The sequence below is a fragment of the Paenibacillus sp. V4I3 genome, assembly GCF_030817215.1.
Lineage (GTDB): Bacteria > Bacillota > Bacilli > Paenibacillales > NBRC-103111 > Paenibacillus_E.
Genome location: NZ_JAUSZA010000001.1, coordinates 7,370,732 through 7,388,519, shown reverse-complemented (window position 1 = coordinate 7,388,519; position 17,788 = coordinate 7,370,732). Strand labels below are relative to the sequence as shown.

Here is a 17,788-nt window from a genome sequence, read left to right as displayed (position 1 = left end):
CATTATAAGCATGAAAGAGGTACGATGTACATGTCACTTTTTATTCACATTTCTTGGACGAAGGTGTATAATCATTCACTGATTTGGCAAAATAGGCTTGGATGATTATGGGTTGACGCTCGTTTGCGGCGAGAGTACAATGATATGTGGCTTGTCTTGTCTGATAATGTCGGATAAATGATGAATGAATTTTTATGAGGGGGGAATTGGTTCAATTATGGGTAATTCGTATTACTTTCGAAAGATCCACTCTTTGCTTGGCGTAATTCCTGTGGGCTTCTTTCTTATTGAGCATTTGCTCACGAACTATGAAGCAACAAAAGGACCAGGCGCGTTCGTGGATCAAATTAACTGGTTAAATGGCTTGCCATTGGTGCTGTTTCTAGAAATCTTCGGAATCTGGATACCGCTTCTTTATCATGCGGTATATGGCCTGTATGTAGCGTATCAAGCGCGTAACAACGTTTCGCAGTATGGTTATTTCCGTAATCAAATGTTCATGCTTCAACGTGTTACTGGTGTCATCACATTCTTGTTCGTTGCTTGGCAATTTTTTCGAAACCCGCTTGCAAGTTGCATTCGGTAACGTAGCGCATGAAGAGCTTGGCCGGACGATGCATGATATCGCCACGAATCCGGTAATGTTTACAATCTATGTCATCGGTACACTTTCCGCAGCATTCCATTTCTGTAACGGTATGTGGTCGTTCTTGGTTAGCTGGGGAATTACAATTGGACCGCGCGCGCAGCGCTTTTCATCCATGATCTGGATGGCTTTGTTCGTTGTCATGGCCGTGATGTTTATTATGTCTTTGACTGCATTTACAGATACGCAATTTGAGCTTCCGGTAGAAGCGCATACGGGGAAATAAAGGAGGGTGAACAGAAGTGGCTAATTCAAAAGTTATCGTCGTCGGTGGAGGCCTTGCGGGACTCATGGCGACAATTAAGGCAGCAGAGGCCGGAGTTCACGTGCAATTGTTCTCCTTGGTTCCTGTTAAACGTTCCCACTCCGTATGTGCGCAAGGCGGCATTAACGGAGCGGTGAATACGAAGGGCGAAGGTGACTCCACGTGGGAGCACTTTGATGATACAGTATACGGTGGAGATTTCTTAGCAAATCAACCACCTGTTAAAGCTTTGTGCGATGCGGCTCCAGGTATTATTCACTTAATGGACCGTATGGGCGTTATGTTCAACCGTACACCAGAAGGTCTCCTCGACTTCCGTCGTTTCGGCGGTACCAAATATCATCGTACGGCATTCGCAGGCGCTACTACAGGGCAGCAGCTTTTGTACGCACTTGATGAGCAAGTACGCCGCTGGGAAACAGCTGGTCTTGTAACGAAATTCGAACATTGGGAGTTCCTAGGTTCTGTTCTAGATGATGATGGCGTATGCCGTGGTATTGCAGCTCAAGATTTGCGGAGCATGGAAATTCAAACATTCCCATCCGATGCGGTCATCTTGGCTACAGGCGGTCCTGGTATTATTTTCGGCAAAACAACGAACTCGGTTATTAATACAGGTACGGCAGCAAGTGCTGTTTACCAACAAGGCGTTAAATATGCGAATGGCGAAATGATTCAAATTCACCCAACAGCGATTCCCGGAGATGACAAGCTTCGCTTGATGTCTGAATCTGCACGTGGTGAAGGCGGACGTATTTGGACATACAAAGACGGGAAGCCTTGGTACTTCCTCGAAGAGAAATATCCAGCATACGGTAACTTGGTGCCACGTGATATTGCAACTCGCGAGATCTTCTCAGTGTGCGTAGACCAGAAGCTTGGTATTAACGGCGAGAACATGGTTTACCTCGATCTTTCTCATAAAGATCCGAAGGAGCTTGATATTAAGCTCGGCGGTATTATGGAAATCTACGAGAAATTCATGGGCGACGATCCGCGTAAAATTCCGATGAAGATTTTCCCTGCGGTTCACTATTCCATGGGCGGAATCTGGGTCGATTACAACATGATGACGAACATTCCCGGCTTATTCGCTGCTGGTGAGTGTGAGTATCAGCATCACGGAGCGAACCGTCTCGGAGCGAACTCACTCGTTTCGGCCATCTATGACGGAATGGTTTCCGGTCCTAAAGCGGTTGAGTATATCCGCGGCTTAGAGAAGCACGCTGATGATACGTCCTCGATCGTATACGATCGCGAGAAGAAACGTCATACAGACCGTTACGAGAACTTGCTCAAAATGAACAATGGTACGGAGAATGCCTATGTTCTGCATAAAGAGCTTGGCGACATGATGAATGCTAACATGACGGTTGTTCGTTACAATGATCGTCTCGAAGATACAATTGGTAAGATCAAGGATTTGAAAGAAAGATACAACAACATCAACATCACAGATACAGCTCGCTGGAACAATCAAGGGGTTGCGTTCACACGTCAGCTCTGGAACATGTTCGAGTTGGCTGAAGCGATGACACTCGGCGCCTTGCTGCGTAACGAGAGCCGCGGTGCGCATTACAAGCCAGAATTCACTGAGCGTGATGATGAGAACTTCATGAAAACAACAATTGCCGATTGGACGCCAGATGGTCCGAAAATCAGCTATGAAGAAATCGATGTATCTTTAATTGCACCACGGAAACGTGATTACTCCACGGAGAAGAAAAAGGGAGGACATTAATCATGGCTGAGACACTAAGCGCACAAAAGACAGTGAAGTTTATCGTGACTCGTCAAGAGAGTCCAGATTCCAAACCTTATACCGAGGAGTTTGAAATTCCTTATCGCTCCAACATGAATGTCATCAGTGGTTTGATGGAAGTACAGCGTAATCCGAAGAATGCTAAGGGTGATAAGACGACACCTGTATGCTGGGAATCCAACTGTCTCGAGGAAGTATGCGGAGCTTGTTCCATGGTTATCAACGGTAAGCCGCGTCAAGCTTGTTCGGCTCTTGTTGATAAGTTGGAGCAGCCGATTCGCGTAGCACCAATGAGCACGTTCCCTGTTATGCGTGACCTTGTTATCGACCGTGGGCGCATGTTCACGGCTTTGAAGAAAGTAAAAGCATGGGTTCCGATTGACGGTACGTATGATCTTGGACCAGGACCTCGTATGGCGGAGTCGAAGCGTCAATGGGCTTACGAGCTTTCCAAATGTATGACATGCGGCGTTTGTCTTGAGGCTTGTCCGAACGTGAATGACAAGAACTCCTTTATCGGGCCGTCAGCGCTTTCTCAAGTTCGTCTGTTCAATGCGCATCCAACGGGTGAAATGAACAAAGACGAGCGTCTGGATACGTTGATGACAGATGGCGGTATCGAAGGCTGCGGTAACTCGCAGAACTGTGTACGCTCCTGTCCGAAAGGCATTCCGCTGACGACTTCAATCGCAGCATTGAATGCAGATACAACGAAGCATATGTTCAAAAAATGGTTAGGCGTGTAAACGAAATCGCCCAAGCCCGATGCCCTGATCTCCAGGGTGTCGGGCTTTTTTTATGCCGGATGAATGAATCCATATTATCGGTTGAATGATGTTGTATAAAATGCAACAATTGCTGCCTATATCGTGCCTCGCTCCCGTCGTTGTTATCATAATGTACAACAATTGGGCCCGAAACAGGCCATTTCGCAATAAATGGGTCAGAAATGTTGTACAAAACTACAACTTCAACCCGTCAAATAGCCTTTTTTCGGCGGGAATTGTTGCAGAAAATACAACATCGGTAACCACAGATGCCCAAGAGGGGATATGGAAACCCTGCACACAGAAAAAGACCATCAGGAGGATCGTCCTGATGGTCTTCGTAGGATTATGAGGCTAGTCAGCGGGCAGGCTATCAGCTTGGGTGGCTGCTTGATTATTTATAGGGGAAATCAGGAGAGGATGCTCGGATAGGGGGTGTCCTTCTTGAAGTTCAGAAACAGAAGGCACCGTTAATATAACAGGTTTAGGTAGAACAGGCTGATTATCTAACATCGTGATGTGGAAATGAATCGAGTACATCGTATACACCTCCGTTTTGTCGTTATATATGTTATATAATATTACACATTAAGCTATTTTGACAACCCATTATTTATTTATGTTATATATATTGACATATAAGTCGGATGTAAGTATGATTAAGACAAATGTAGGACATCGAAGTACTAACCTCATAGCAAACTTGTTTTCTAGGGTTCCGCGACAGAATGAAGGCTGTTGGTCAGGTCCAAGAGAAGACACACGGTGAGCTTCATCGTGCACACGGAGGGATAAAAGCCCGGGAGGATATCAGAATATGATATCGTTCCGGGTTTTTCTTTTTACCAGTTCAAATGGAGAGGGAGATCGGAATGAGACAAAGAGTGGTATTTCTGATGATGGCGTTGTTATTGATTTTTACAGTAGTTAGCGGATGTACGAGCAAAGGGGCAACAAGTACGACAACGGAAAAAAGCGGAGAACCGATTAAATTGGCACTCAGTCCATGGCCAGGTTGGTTTGTCTGGTATTTAGTGAAGGAGAAGGGGTTCTTTGAGAAAAATGGGGTTAACGTTGATCTCGTTTGGTTCCCGGTATATAGCGACTCCTTATCGGCATTGGCGTCTGGTAAAGTCGATGCGAACAGCCAAACCTTAAGCGATACACTTGCTCCAGCAAGTAAAGGGATTAAACTCAAGGCTGTGCTGGTGAACGACAACTCCAATGGCGGAGACGGTGTTGTTGTGAAGCCGAGCATTAATTCATTGAAGGATTTGAAGGGTAAGAAAGTAGCGACTGAGCTGGGAACGGTTGATCATCTTCTGATGTTAACCGCACTTGAAAAGGCGGGGCTTGCCGAGAAGGATGTTGCTTATACGAATATGACGGTTAACGATGCAGGGCCTGCCTTTATTTCAGGCAATTTGGATGCCGCGGTACTATGGGAGCCATTCCTAAGCAAGGCGATTCAAGAGGGCAAAGGCAAGCTATTATTTTCCTCCAAAGATACACCGGGACTTATCCCTGATCTGTTAGTTTTCAAAGAAGAAATAACGAAGAACCGTCCGGAAGATGTGAAAAAAATCATCAACGCTTGGTTCGATGCTTTGGATTACTGGAAGGCCAATCCTGAAGAGTCATTGAAAATTATGGCCAAAGCGGCAGAGACGCCGGTAGATGAATATAAAGCAGGCGTGGATAGCGTGAAAATTTTCCAACTTGAAGATAATGTGAAAGCTTTTCAAAAGGGTGATAACTTAGAATCCCTGCAATTCACTTCGCAGAAGACGGCCGAGTTCTTAAAGGGATTAGATATGTTGACCTCTATTCCGAAGTCGGAAAGCTTTTTAGATGGACACTTTGTAGAAGAAGTGCTGAAGGAACGTAAGAAATAACAACTGGAGAGCGAGGACTCTAAATGGACACCATGGTGAAAAAAAAGCGCAAATCAACTTTGTTTGCCATACGTGGCGATATTAGCCGTAGAACCTATACATCCGGTGTCGTGCTCATTGTTGTGATAGCTTTGCTCTTCTGGAGTGTGCTTAGCTATGGCGGCTTTGTAAATCGTACGTTCTTGCCTACACCGGATCAAGTCCTTCGTCAGTTTGCCATTCAACTTCAGAGTTCTGTTTTCTGGAACCATGTTGGCATAAGCATTTTTCGAGTAGGGGCGGGCTTTCTGCTTGCTTGTATATTGGGGATTCCGCTTGGCATTCTGGCAGGTACGTTTCGCTTCGCTGAAGCGCTGCTCGTCCCTCCGACGGAATTTATCCGATATATGCCAGCGACGGCTTTCATCCCGCTCATTATGGTTTGGGCAGGGATTGGTGAATGGGCGAAGGTGATCGTCATCTTCATTGGATGCTTCTTCCAGCTCATGCTGATGGTTGCCGATAATACACGTTCGGTATCCAATGATTTGCTTCAAACCTCCTATACCCTTGGTGCGAACCGCTGGCAAGTAATCGAGAAGGTGCTTATTCCTGCTCTACTGCCGGATTTAATGAACACCATGCGATTAATCATCGGTTGGGCTTGGACATATCTCGTTGTTGCTGAGTTGGTTGCGGCCAGCAGCGGACTAGGGTTCTCCATTATGAAAGCGCAGCGGTTCCTCAATACGGATTTGATCTTCGTAGGGATTATCGCCATTGGCTTGCTGGGCTTACTAACGGATCGCACATTTGCTTATTGTCACCGTAGATTTTTCCCGTGGTTGGAAGGAGGGCGTTAAATCATGCATGCTTTGAATATGGAGCCCTCTGATGATAGAGCTGTGGCTGTGAGTAAAATTATGGCGACGGATGTAACGAAGGTGTATAGCACAAAGAAATCCCAGTTTGTCGCGCTGGATCGCGTTTCTTTCCATGTGGACGCGCATGAGTTTGTCAGTTTTGTAGGTCCTTCAGGTTGCGGCAAGTCCTCTTTATTGAGGATCCTTGCGGGATTAGAGTCGATGACGACTGGATCGCTAAGTATTTCTGGGCATGAAATTGATGGTCCTGGCGCTGACCGTGGGATGGTATTCCAGACCTATACCTTGTTCCCATGGCTTTCTGTGAGGGAGAATATCGAGTTCGGACTGACACTCAAAGGCGTTCCTTTATTCGAAAAGAGGGCCGTTTCCGATCACTTTATGGAACTCGTCGGGCTTCAGAAGTTCGCCAGATCGCTGCCGAAGGAGCTTTCGGGCGGCATGAAGCAGCGGGTCGCCATCGCTCGGGCCCTCGCGAACAATCCGGAAGTCCTACTGATGGATGAGCCATTCGGTGCACTCGATCCGCAGACGAAGAATTCGATGCAGGAGCTGCTATTGCGTATTTGGGAAAAGGAGAAAACCACCGTCGTGTTCATTACCCATGACATCGAGGAAGCTATTTTCTTATCGCAGCGCGTGTATGTGATGCAGGCGCATCCTGGAAGGATTCGCCAAGAAGTCGTGATTCCGCAAGGACTTCGTGAGACCTTAGAGTGTAAAGATACGGAGTCGTTTATTAAGCTGAAGAAGCAAATTATTTCGCTTATCGGGGATCATGAGGAGTAATCAGCAGTGAATGCCGGTATCGTAAGTTGAATAAATGAATAAGGGGCTGTCTGAATAGTAGATTTTATCTACTTTTTAAGACAGCCCCTTTTGTTGTTTCGTAGGAAAAGGACCTCCCCCTATTGGTGGAAGTCCTCGTGAAAATGTAAAACCATCTTCAAGGTAGATACCCCTCAAGGTTTATAACCCTTTTGGGACAGCCCTTTGACATGAATCGCGGATAATAGTGAATTTGTTTCAAAGCTTTACGAATATGAGACCTGCAAATAGAAGAGCTAAAGCGAGACCTTGCAGGATTGTCAGCTTTTCTTTGTAAACGAGCACAGAGCCGACAACGACGACAAGTCCATAGGTAGAGAAAATGGGCGCGACGATGGATCCCGGACCCATTTGCAGAGCGACGGAGTAAAGCTGAAGGCCGCCATAAGAGAAGCAGCCAGAGAGCAGCCCCCATAGAAATCCTGTGCTACTTGGTAAAGCATCATAGGTAGCGATGAGCCCTTGTTGGACAGGCTTTTGCTGCTTCTTGGTGTGGCTAGCTGCAGCGATGGCGAACCAAATGGCGGATAGCAGATAACTGATGAGTAGAATAGGCGTGTTCGCTAACGCTAGCTCGGCAGTAACTTTTAAGCCGCCGTTGCGGAAGAAGAACAGAAGTCCGCCGAGCGCAACGAGTGCAAACCATTTCTTCTCTTTGATTGTGAGGGGCTCTTTGAGCTTAATGGATACAAGAACCGCTGAAGCAATGAGCAGGACGATGCCGCTGACTTCTGTGCTATGTATGTGTTCACCGTAGATGGTGACGGAAATGAGAATAACTAGCAAAATATTTAAGTTCATCAGCGGCGCTGTTAAGCTAGCCGGACCGTTCTCGAGCGCCTTCATGAATACGACATTGCCCCAGCCTGACCCCACGCCAATGATAATACCAGCTAACCAAACACGCCAATCGTCTAAGAAGAGGGAGCCTTCCCATAGACTGTTCACAGCGAAGCCAAGTGTTCCTGTGAGATAGAGTCCGAGCAGTAGATGCGGTGTGGAGCCTTGGCGCATTTGACTCACTTTCATAAAAAAGCCGGTTAGACCAAATAGTACGGCACTACCGACTGCAGCAATAAACCACATGATGTGTGACTCCTTACGTTTTCTTTTCATAGGGCTGCATGCATCCCCAAGTAATATCTATTCATTATATCGAATTGCCGTAGGAATGCACAGATTATCGAAATTTGACGAGCGTTTTGCTTATCGATAAAATGAGTTAAAGCATTTCAAGAATGAGGGATTTCCTATGAAGAAAAGTAAACAGCCCACCATTATCGATGTTGCTTCCGAAGCGGGTGTATCCATTGCGACAGTTTCCAATGTTTTGAATCGGAGAAAGGTGCCGATGTCACCGGTGACGATACGCAAAGTGGAGGAAGCCGTTGTACAGCTGGGCTATCGCCGCAATGTGATGGCAACGAACCTTAGTCGGCGTCGATCCTATGAGTTAGGCCTTATCATACCGCATTTCGGCGGCTATTATGGCCGATTTGCAGAGAAGCTGGAGCAGGAAGTACATAGTTTCGGTTACCATTTATCCGTATTTTCAGCAGCGGGTATGGATCCAGTGATCGAGAAGCGTCACCTGGAGCACTTGCTGCAGCGAAGAGTAGACGGTTTAGTGAGCCATGGTTTAGCGATGAGTATGCAATCGACCCAGCAGTTAGTCGGGGAGGGCACGCCGCTCGTTATCTTTAATGGCTGGGGATGGCCTAGCGACATGGTCAAACTGGCGGTTAATTTGGATTTCGCGAAGGCTTCGACGGAAGCTGTTCAGCATTTCCTCGCCAACGGCTGCCGCTCCATTATTTATGCCGGCAGGCGTAAAGGGATGGGGGCCAATGAGCAGCGTATTCAAGGGTTTATGGCAGGGCTAGGCGATAAGGCCGAGTCGACGGTGCATGCGCTTCTAGATGCTGGAGAGCTCGGTATCGAAGGTACACTGGAGGAAGCTCTGCGCATTAGCGGCGAGCAGCGACCTATCGGCATCTACACGTTCAATGATGCGTTGGCACTGGAGCTTCTAGCTGTGTGTCATGAGCGAGGCATTCGCGTGCCGGAGGATGTGCAGTTGATTGGAATGGACAATGAACTGTTTTCTAAGGCCAGCTTTCCCTCTATCACAAGTTTCGACATGCCTGTCGAGCTGCAAACGAGATTAGTTGCCGCTTTTCTGATGCGGCAGATTGGTGAAGACTTGGATGAAGAGAATACACAACTGCTGGATGACCACCTGCCACGTATTCACGGACATGAGCTATTTATTGATTTGGAGATGATTGTCCGGAAGTCTACAACAACATGAAAAGACCGTTATACTCTCGTTAAGATGAGAAGTATAGCGGTCTTCTTGGCCTTTCCCTTATTAGATATGAATCTCATTTCTATTCGTTTGTCTTTGATGTTTCAAAAACTCTTTGCCATAATCCCCATGTGGATTAATGTCGGCATGTTCAATTTGGATGGTGGAGTGCTTGATGCCATATTTACTTTTCAGCGTTTCATTAATCGCAAGAATAACACAGAAGGGTTGAATGTTGGGATTGATGAACACATGCGCGGTTAAAGAGTAGTGATCAGTCGAAACCGCCCACAGATGCATCTCATGCACATCTTCGACACCTTCAACACGCGCGATCTCGCTGCGAATTTCATCTAAGTTGAAGCGCTCAGGCACCGATTCCATCAGAATCAGATAAGATTCTCGAATGATTTTGCTCCCACCAGTAAAAATAATGCCGCCAATGACCATCGAAATCAGAGGATCGAACAAGAGAAGACCTGTGTAATAAATGATAATAGAAGAGATAATGACACCTACCGAGCTGAGTAAATCACCGAAAAAGTGCCACAGCGCGCTTTTCACATTCAGATTGTCCTCTTCTTTCACACTGTTATGGAGAACCAATGTAAGAACAAGATTGACAACGAAACCGATGGAGGCAATTCCAAGCATAAGAGCCAGGTGAATCGGCTGCGGGTTAATGATACGTTGAATTCCTTCGATAAAAATTCCCAAAGCAATGATACAGAGGGCTAATCCATTCAGAAAAGAAGCGATAATCTCAAACCGCAGGAAACCAAAGGTGAACCGCGCATTAGGCTGACGAGTAGCCAGCTTCAGAGCAACCATACTAAGCCCCAAAGCGATGACATCGGAGATCATATGAGCAGAGTCGGATAGTAAAGCAAGGGAATTAGAGAGCACCCCACCTACAATTTCTACAATGGTGAAAAAGGCGGTCAGTATGAGAGTTACCCATAACGTTTTTCTGGATTTGCTCTGTTCTTTAACATGATGGAGATGGTGATAGTCGTATTCGATACTCATACGGTTCCTCCTTATTTATAATAATTCTAATTAATATTATTATATGCTAGACCTTCGTCAGGTGCAACTGATTTTGTGTAAAGAGTATACTCATCAATATTCGTTTCGATCGCTCCTGGACAGATCGCGTTTACACGAATTTTGTAACGCCAATTCAAGCGCAGCCATTTTCATGAAGCCACTTGTCCGGCTTTGGAAGTGCTATAAGCGCTCATGCCAAAACTGGAGAAAACCCGGTTACCGTTAATGGAGCTAGTAATGATGATGCTGCCACCATGCTGTTTGAGAGGCTCGATTGCATGTTTGACTCACAAGAATGACCAGTACGTCGAGCCGGCCCCATTGGTCCATGACGGTTTGAACGGCCTGTTTCACTTCTTCCTCGACGGCAATATCCGCTTCTATGGAGATCGCTTCTCTTCCGGCAGCCTGCACTTTGGCCACTGCTGCTTCAAGCTCACCGCCCGGGCGGTTGAGCAGCTCGATTTTAAACCCCTTTTCAGCCAAACGTATAGCGGAAGCCAAGCCAATGCCGGATTATGCGCCGGTCACAATGGCGACTTTCTTTGAATTATCGTATGACAGGTCATTATTCCGGCTTTGCGGGATCGAATCTTAGAGGTGTAAATATTGGAGAAGAGTAGGAAATAAAGCGCTTTCTAATTTGTAACATAATTGAAATACTCCTGTTATGGTTTCATAATGTTTGCGAGGTATTATAATAAGCAAGACCCCCTTTTTAATATAAACTTTTGAACCCGGCCCCGTTGGCTGGGTTCCTTTTTTTTGTGTATGACAAATAACCCTTATACATTAAGGGCTTACGGGGCGTTTGGTTGTAGTTTTACATTCCTAAAGGGAGTCTTGGTAGGATTAGACATCAGACTTTCCTAAGTATCTTTCGTTCAAGTCTTTGAAAATAATAAAGAAACCACTCCCCGTAATAGGAGTGGCTTTATCTTATATGGATATGTAAATCTAATTGTCAAAAAACAACTCAATGTCTTAGGCGCTTCTTTAGTTCCATACAAATGGTGGAATGTGAAAGAATAATAGAATGGAGCTGACGAGTTCTTTGATTCGAAAAAAAAGCAATTCATACATTTAACTCTGTGATAACATGGAAAGACTAAGCTTATAAGAATAGAGAGGATTAATTTACATATGAAAATAAATCGATTAATTTCGAACAATATTAACCTATTAGATGCAGCCCTACCAGTAGATAAATCGTTAGGTATTGCTGGTTTGTCTGGATCTGGTAAAACAACGTTTTGTCAAACCATTGGTGAAGAATCCAAGAAGCGTCTCGTTTCCTTATTGCCAAAGGCTGAATATCAGTATTTATTTCCTAATATTATGGAAACCAATTTCAGTGCCATCAAGATGGAAGAAATGCCTTTAGTCCTTTTTCTCGGAAAATCATCGATTTCATCCAATCCTCGTTCAACCATTGGCACACATACGGGCGTGTTCAAAGAGATTCGTGTAACGCTTGCTGAAAAATTTAATCTTTCTCCAGAAGTTTTTTCCTTTAATAACGCCTTAGGCTGGTGTCCAGATTGTAAAGGGCGCAGTATGACCCAAAATGTGGATTGTCCAAAGTGCAAGGGTAGGCGCTACAATCAAGAAGTTGAGCAATATAAGATGGAATTATTGAATCAACCACATAGTATTTCCGATATGAATAACTTAAGCATTGAAACGATTCTTTCTCTTGCAGAGGAATTACAAATTAGTGAAGCGAAGCAGCATATTCTCCAGAATATAATCAATATGAATATGGGTTACTTAACATTAAATCGCATTATGGGTACATTGTCAGGTGGAGAAATAACACGACTTTACTTGGCAGAATTCATGGCAACAAGTGAAAATACGGTTATTATCATTGATGAAATTTCCGTGGGTCTTGATCACCAAACACTATTGAAAATTTTAGCAGAGATTAAACAATTAGGGTATAAGAATCAAATTTGGCTCATTGACCATTCTGACACGGTGCTCGACACAGCGGATGATCAATTGTTCTTTGGACCTGGTAGTGGTAAATACGGTGGGAAAATTGTTGAAGAATCACCACGTCCACAACCTATCCATTGTGAACTAAATAAGGCAATGCCAACAGAATACTATCAATTTCATGATCTTTATTGTCGTAATATTCAAATGGCTGAAATTCAGATTCCCAAAAATAGACTTGTAACCTTTACGGGTGAGTCGGGTTGCGGTAAATCTACACTTGTCAATGAGTGTATGGTCAAAGATTTTCAGAAGCGTTATCCAAAAGATAAACTGGTCGTGGTTGGGCAAGATCGAAACCAGTCGATTTCCAGTCGTTCAACCGTTGCGACGTTTCTTGATATTAAAAAGAAACTCACAAAATATAGCGAGGATATTGATGATATTTTTCAGCGTTCGATTGAAGATATTATTGATGAACTGCCAAATGAAGACATCGCTCATAAACGCTTGAGCTTATTGATCAAACTTGGACTTGGTTATTTGACGCTGGAAAGAAAAACGCAGTCCTTATCGACTGGTGAATTTCAATGTGTTCATTTAGTTTCTGAGCTGTTTGCTAATTCAAGAAACCCACATACACTTTTTATTTTTGACGAGCCTTCAAAAGGTTTATCCCAAAATATTTTAAACCAATTCATTGATAGTGTTAGGGACATTCTGGAAGATGAATCTGTCTCCATCCTGATGATCGAACATAATGCCTATATGCTGGAAAGCTCTGATTTTATCGTTGATTTTGGAAAAAGGCAGTTTGACCCTGTGGAGCATCTGGATGTTGTCAGTCATGATGATTATTATCGTCAAAAACCTAAGGAAGATAGCAAGGCCCCCATGCATATTTCTTCCACACTCAAGCCGCAAAACGGTATTCACTACTTACAAGAAAATCAGTTGGACTATTTTAAAAAGGCAGAAAACGTCTATAAGGGTGGTATCTTAAAAAGCTTATCGCCAATTGCCCATGTGATTTATGGTGAATATGAATCTGAAACGATTGCACCTGTCATCGCCATTGATCTTGAACGACACCTGTATAGTCAATATAGCTTTCTCTATGAAATGGGTGGACTGATCAATCATATTGTGGCTGCTCATCCGACCAATAAAGATACAAGAAGCTTCGATTTCTATTATCAAGACAATCACTGTCCGAGTTGTTCGGGTCGTCGTGTCATTGAGCAATTTGATATGGATGTTCTCATTCAAGATAAAACAGTCCCATTCTGGGATGGCATGTTACTTCCAGAAGTCATGGATGTCTTGAAATATTATCAACATGCCAAATTGCACTTCCTGTTTGAAGAGATAAAGAACGAACTTGGTCACGATATGAGTAAAAGCTTTAATGAGATGTCAGAAGCAGAAAAGCGTACTTTCTTATATGGTTATTGGGAAAAGTCATTTTATGATAAAGCAGGGAAGGCTTCGAGAACATGGGAAGGTTTTAATCTCATCCTTGGGCGTTATATGGTAATTTCGAAGAACATTCCTCTTAAAGAGCAAATGAAAGCCTCAAAAGAAATGATTGCCTGCCCAGTTTGTCAAGGAAGCGTGTTAAACCATCATAAAAAGCTAAAATTTAGTGATACGGATATTCGTGAGATTATTCAGCAACCGATTGATCAGGTCATTAAAACCGTAGGGAGTTTACCTCAACTAGAAAAACTAAAATCAATTGTTGGCGGCGATCTTGCACTTACGGAAGATGTCTCTTTATTTCCTAGGGAAACACAAGTTGCGCTGAAAATGCTTGAACTGGAACTTGCAAGCTTTGTGGGCTATGAGGTGGTTTTACAAAATGCCGTACCATTTTGGGACAAGATTAAAGGCAACCTCGAGGCGATCAACAGTAAAAACTTGATTACCATCTGTGATTTTGCCAATATTGCTGAAACTAGAGAAACCATTATTGATAAGTATTTCACCAATGGAAAATATAAAAAACTAACTTATGTCTATGAAGTGTTTGGTTACAATAAAATTGTTACCCAAATTAATAAAATTAAAGCAAGTCATCCATGTCCATTCTGCAACGGGAAGAAAGTAATTTCAGAGGATGGTCTCCATGATGGCGTATTTAAATTATCGGTGCCATGTGTTAGCTGTTATGTAAGTGGCATCAACGATGAAGGGCGCAAGGAAATCGTCGAGGGCATAGATGTACAAACATGGCTTACTGGCAAAGTAAGAGATGTTGTTGCTGAAAGCTTACTAATTGAGGCAGTTGCGGATATTCCTATCTTCAATCGTATTCGTGAGTTGAATAAACGAGATATGATGGCGGTTTATCATTGCCTGAAGTAAGATACTCTAGCGTTCGCCTCTAAAGTGATACGCTGATCAATTCCACAGGAGATGGGACAATTGGAAGGGTTGCAGTACAAAGAATTTTAAAATATCTCATCTCGGTAAATAAGTATTCTCGGTTGTGAAGAAAATGTTGTTGATTGAGCTAAGCAAGAGTGAGGAAATCTCTACAAAGGTTGGGAAGCACTTGTGATGAAAAGAATAACAATGCTAATAGTCATAACTGTCGCCGTATTCGTATCTGTTTTTTTTGCTTATAAATCAGCGCAAAAAGAAGCAATATCAATTGCTTTTAATGGTCAAGAAGATAAATACACAGTCACAGGTGCAGAGATTGTTTGGTTTAAATTAGCACCATATTGGAACGTTGGCTATCTATACAATAGTGTAGAAGCCAATATTTTAGTCGATCCTCTGACAAAGGAAATTATTGCAGAAGCCAATGTACCGTGAAGTGGTAAAGACAATTAAAAGGCTATCCAAGTTGGGTAGTCTTATTTTGTTTCTGTAGATACACTGATTCGCCCTTTAGCAGGTATTGGTAAGGCTAGAAAAGTAAGAATGAAAAGCTTCCGATTACCAGCACATCAAGGTATACTGAAAGTAACAGCTTATCCTTTTGGGATGAACGTCACAATAGATTGCAAACGCATACATTGAAATGCGCAATGATTACTCTCAATATGATCGCAACACGGAATCGTAAAGGAAATGGGGACATTTACTATGCTGTTCAAGAGAGAGAGAAGCATTAATGTTAACGTTAACAAAGGAAGGCACCGCGTGTTTGCACGTATTCTCGTTCCATATCTTGTGTTTCTGATGCTGCCGATGATTATTGGCTGGGTTATTTATCAGAAGACGACTGCGTTGATCGAAAGCGAAGCAACCGCGAGCCATATGAACCTGTTGGAGCAGAGTAAAGATATCCTCGATCGAAGATTGGAGGAAATCTCCTCGATTACCCAGCAGTTAGCGGCCGATACAAGAATTATGAGGTTTCAGTCTGTCACTGATCCATTTGAGGGGACGAATACGTACCGGATATTGGATACGAATAAAAGCTTATATGATTACAGGATGTCTAACAATTTCATATTTAATTATTATGTATTGTTTAAAAATAGTGAAATGGTGTTAACCCCGGGGGCTAGTTACTCTTTACAGCATTTTTTTGATCGGGTAGCTCGTTACAGCAAGCATGATTATGATTCATGGTATGACTTCGTCGCAAAGCAATTTCATACCCGCAAAACATTTGCGTCTGAGGAAGTCATCGTACAGGGTGTCCCCTATTCTATGCTAACGTATATGCAATCGCTTGGGTACCCCGGAAATCCCCAGGGCGCCATTGCTGTCATGATAGACCAGAAGGAAATCCAGAAGCTTTTTCAAGGGCTGAACATTTCCGAAGGTGGTTGGGCTTATATTGTGGATGGTGAGGGGGAAATCGTTAGTGAGCTTTCGGCGAGTAAAGCCCCCTTACCGATCGAGATCGGCAATCTGATTGGCGATAAGGGCGTAATCGAGCAATCGCTGCAATCGAATCAGATGATGATTACCTATACGAAATCCTCCTATAACGGTTGGACGTATCTGGTTGGAGAGCCAACCTTTGTTGTATTGGAGAAGGTTCGTTATATTCAGAAAATCATTTTCTCTTTAACGTTCGTCTTTCTTGTCGTGGGTGTCTTCATCGCATATGTGCTGGCTTATCGCAACAGTAAACCGCTAAGGAATATCGTAAACATGATCCTTGAAAAAACGGACGTAGTCTCGCACCAGAAAGATGCCTTTAGATTAATTGGAGAAACGGTAACCGGTTTGTTCAACAATAACCACAGGATGAAGTCCGAGATCGAGCAGCAGGTTCCTTTGCTGCGGGCAGCGTATTTTCAACGGTTGTTGAATGGGCAATTTATTTCGGCACGTGATGCAGATGCACTCTTAAAGTATGTCGGTATGGATTTGCAAGGGATGTTATATCGGGTTGCTGTTGTTCATTTGCGAGGCTTCGATAACGGCTATAATGATAACTTGCTGGAAGAACTGGATATGAAGCGTTTACTGGCTAAAGAAATGTTGAGAAGGACGATCGATCAGGAAGGCTTTGTTTACGATATAGCGGAGGATCAATTCGGGGTGCTTTTCTGTTATAGAGCTGAGCAGTCGGAACTCTACAAGGAGCCTATTGAGCAGAAGCTGAAGGAAGCCAATGAGGAGATGAAAAGCCAGTTAAAGCTGGTGTCTGTCTATGGTGTAGGCGGCTTATGTGATAGTCTCACTAGTATCTCCAGATCGTATGAACAGGCCAGAGAAGCTTTGAACGTACAATTAAGGAAAAATGAGAATGAAATCGTATGGTATGACGAGCTCCCGACGGATATGAACAACTACTATTTCCCGCAGGATGTGGAGATCCGTTTAATCAATTTGGCCAAAGCGGGGGACCATACTGAGGTTCAGCATACGCTTGATGAGATATACCATGAGAATTTCGAGCTGAGGCACCTTTCCTTTGCTGTTATGCAGTTGTTCTTGTTCGAAATGTGGGGAAGTCTGGTGAAGTTGCTGCCGCAAATGGAGCTCGATCAGCAGGAGATTTACAGACGGATCCAGTCACTGAGCAGCGAGATTGACTCCTATGAAAATATGCGCAAAAATTATCAGTCGATCCGCGTAACCTATCGATGGATATGCGAAAGCGTGAACGAGCACAAGAAAAGTCAAAATGTGCAGCTGATTCAAAGTATTCTTGGCATGCTGCAGAACGCATATACGGACAGTGAGCTTTGCCTGGATGTAGTGGCCGATCGTTTTCGCATCTCGAAAGTGTATCTCTCCCAATTCTTCAAAGAGCAAACGGGCATTAATTTCTCTGACTTTTTGGAAAATCTGCGCATGGATCGGGCCAAAAATCTACTGCAGACAACTGACCTAACGATTCTTGAAATTTCCGATAAGGTTGGCTATAGCTCCTCCAATACGTTTTGTCGGGCATTCAAGCGGCTGCATGGCGTCAGTGCGACCTCCTATAAGAAATTACACGGATAAGAATGCGGCACTTTTGTGCCGTATTCTTTACTTTTGCAC

General features: G+C 43.9%; 12 protein-coding genes, 2 pseudogenes and 1 riboswitch. Of the genes and pseudogenes, 10 read left to right on the top strand and 4 right to left on the bottom strand.

Features of this window, described 5'->3' with window-relative positions; genetic code table 11:
- The first annotated feature begins 217 nt into the window (after positions 1-217).
- From QFZ77_RS33780 to QFZ77_RS33755, 6 genes and pseudogenes are all read left to right on the top strand, one after another.
- A pseudogene (locus QFZ77_RS33780) lies at positions 218-872 on the top strand (succinate dehydrogenase cytochrome b558 subunit).
- Positions 873-888: 16 nt separating this feature from the next.
- Positions 889-2,652, top strand: coding sequence for a succinate dehydrogenase flavoprotein subunit (gene sdhA / locus QFZ77_RS33775; RefSeq protein ID WP_171641079.1), 1,764 nt, complete (start codon positions 889-891; stop codon positions 2,650-2,652).
- 2 nt (positions 2,653-2,654) lie between these two features.
- Positions 2,655-3,419 (top strand): succinate dehydrogenase iron-sulfur subunit, encoded by a 765-nt coding sequence (gene sdhB, locus QFZ77_RS33770; protein ID WP_047680827.1) that lies wholly within the window; start codon positions 2,655-2,657, stop codon positions 3,417-3,419.
- 720 nt (positions 3,420-4,139) lie between these two features.
- Positions 4,140-4,248: riboswitch (guanidine-I (ykkC/yxkD leader) on the top strand.
- Positions 4,249-4,312: 64 nt separating this feature from the next.
- The gene (locus tag QFZ77_RS33765; protein WP_307447162.1) at positions 4,313-5,335 is read left to right on the top strand and encodes an ABC transporter substrate-binding protein; all 1,023 of its coding nucleotides are present in this window, start codon (positions 4,313-4,315) and stop codon (positions 5,333-5,335) included.
- A gap of 23 nt (positions 5,336-5,358) precedes the next feature.
- Complete coding sequence (locus QFZ77_RS33760) at positions 5,359-6,177, top strand: ABC transporter permease (protein ID WP_307447159.1); 819 nt, start codon at positions 5,359-5,361, stop codon at positions 6,175-6,177.
- 3 nt (positions 6,178-6,180) lie between these two features.
- Positions 6,181-6,987, top strand: coding sequence for an ABC transporter ATP-binding protein (locus tag QFZ77_RS33755; RefSeq protein ID WP_307447155.1), 807 nt, complete (start codon positions 6,181-6,183; stop codon positions 6,985-6,987).
- A gap of 237 nt (positions 6,988-7,224) precedes the next feature.
- Here the strand turns inward: QFZ77_RS33755 and QFZ77_RS33750 are convergent, their stop codons facing one another.
- Positions 7,225-8,142, bottom strand: a complete 918-nt coding sequence (locus QFZ77_RS33750) for an EamA family transporter (RefSeq protein ID WP_307447153.1) — start codon at positions 8,140-8,142, stop codon at positions 7,225-7,227.
- A gap of 136 nt (positions 8,143-8,278) precedes the next feature.
- Between QFZ77_RS33750 and QFZ77_RS33745 the strand changes: the two genes are divergently transcribed.
- Positions 8,279-9,337: a LacI family DNA-binding transcriptional regulator gene (locus tag QFZ77_RS33745; protein ID WP_307447150.1), complete on the top strand. Its 1,059-nt coding sequence runs from the start codon at positions 8,279-8,281 to the stop codon at positions 9,335-9,337.
- A gap of 60 nt (positions 9,338-9,397) precedes the next feature.
- Here QFZ77_RS33745 and QFZ77_RS33740 read toward each other — a convergent pair whose 3' ends face one another.
- The 3 genes and pseudogenes from QFZ77_RS33740 to QFZ77_RS33735 all read right to left on the bottom strand — a co-directional run bounded on the left by QFZ77_RS33740 (position 9,398) and on the right by QFZ77_RS33735 (position 10,870).
- On the bottom strand, positions 9,398-10,363 hold the full coding sequence (locus QFZ77_RS33740; RefSeq protein ID WP_307447147.1) for a cation diffusion facilitator family transporter: 966 nt from the start codon (positions 10,361-10,363) through the stop codon (positions 9,398-9,400).
- Between the two features lie 83 nt (positions 10,364-10,446).
- A pseudogene (locus QFZ77_RS38070) lies at positions 10,447-10,671 on the bottom strand (SDR family NAD(P)-dependent oxidoreductase); the annotation flags it as partial.
- A complete protein-coding gene (locus QFZ77_RS33735; protein ID WP_373462790.1) occupies positions 10,616-10,870 on the bottom strand; it encodes an SDR family NAD(P)-dependent oxidoreductase in 255 nt (84 codons plus the stop codon). The gene QFZ77_RS33735 and the pseudogene QFZ77_RS38070, both read right to left, overlap by 56 nt.
- Positions 10,871-11,527: 657 nt before the next feature.
- On the opposite strand from QFZ77_RS33735, the gene QFZ77_RS33730 reads away from it, so the two are divergent.
- The 3 genes from QFZ77_RS33730 (at position 11,528) to QFZ77_RS33720 (ending at position 17,749) form a co-directional block, all read left to right on the top strand.
- Positions 11,528-14,692 carry an ATP-binding cassette domain-containing protein gene (locus tag QFZ77_RS33730; protein WP_307447141.1) on the top strand — a complete coding sequence of 1,055 codons (3,165 nt, stop codon included), beginning with the start codon at positions 11,528-11,530 and terminating at the stop codon, positions 14,690-14,692.
- A gap of 195 nt (positions 14,693-14,887) precedes the next feature.
- Positions 14,888-15,148 (top strand): hypothetical protein, encoded by a 261-nt coding sequence (locus tag QFZ77_RS33725; RefSeq protein WP_307447137.1) that lies wholly within the window; start codon positions 14,888-14,890, stop codon positions 15,146-15,148.
- Between the two features lie 273 nt (positions 15,149-15,421).
- On the top strand, positions 15,422-17,749 hold the full coding sequence (locus tag QFZ77_RS33720) for a helix-turn-helix domain-containing protein (RefSeq protein WP_307447134.1): 2,328 nt from the start codon (positions 15,422-15,424) through the stop codon (positions 17,747-17,749).
- Positions 17,750-17,788: the final 39 nt, after the last annotated feature.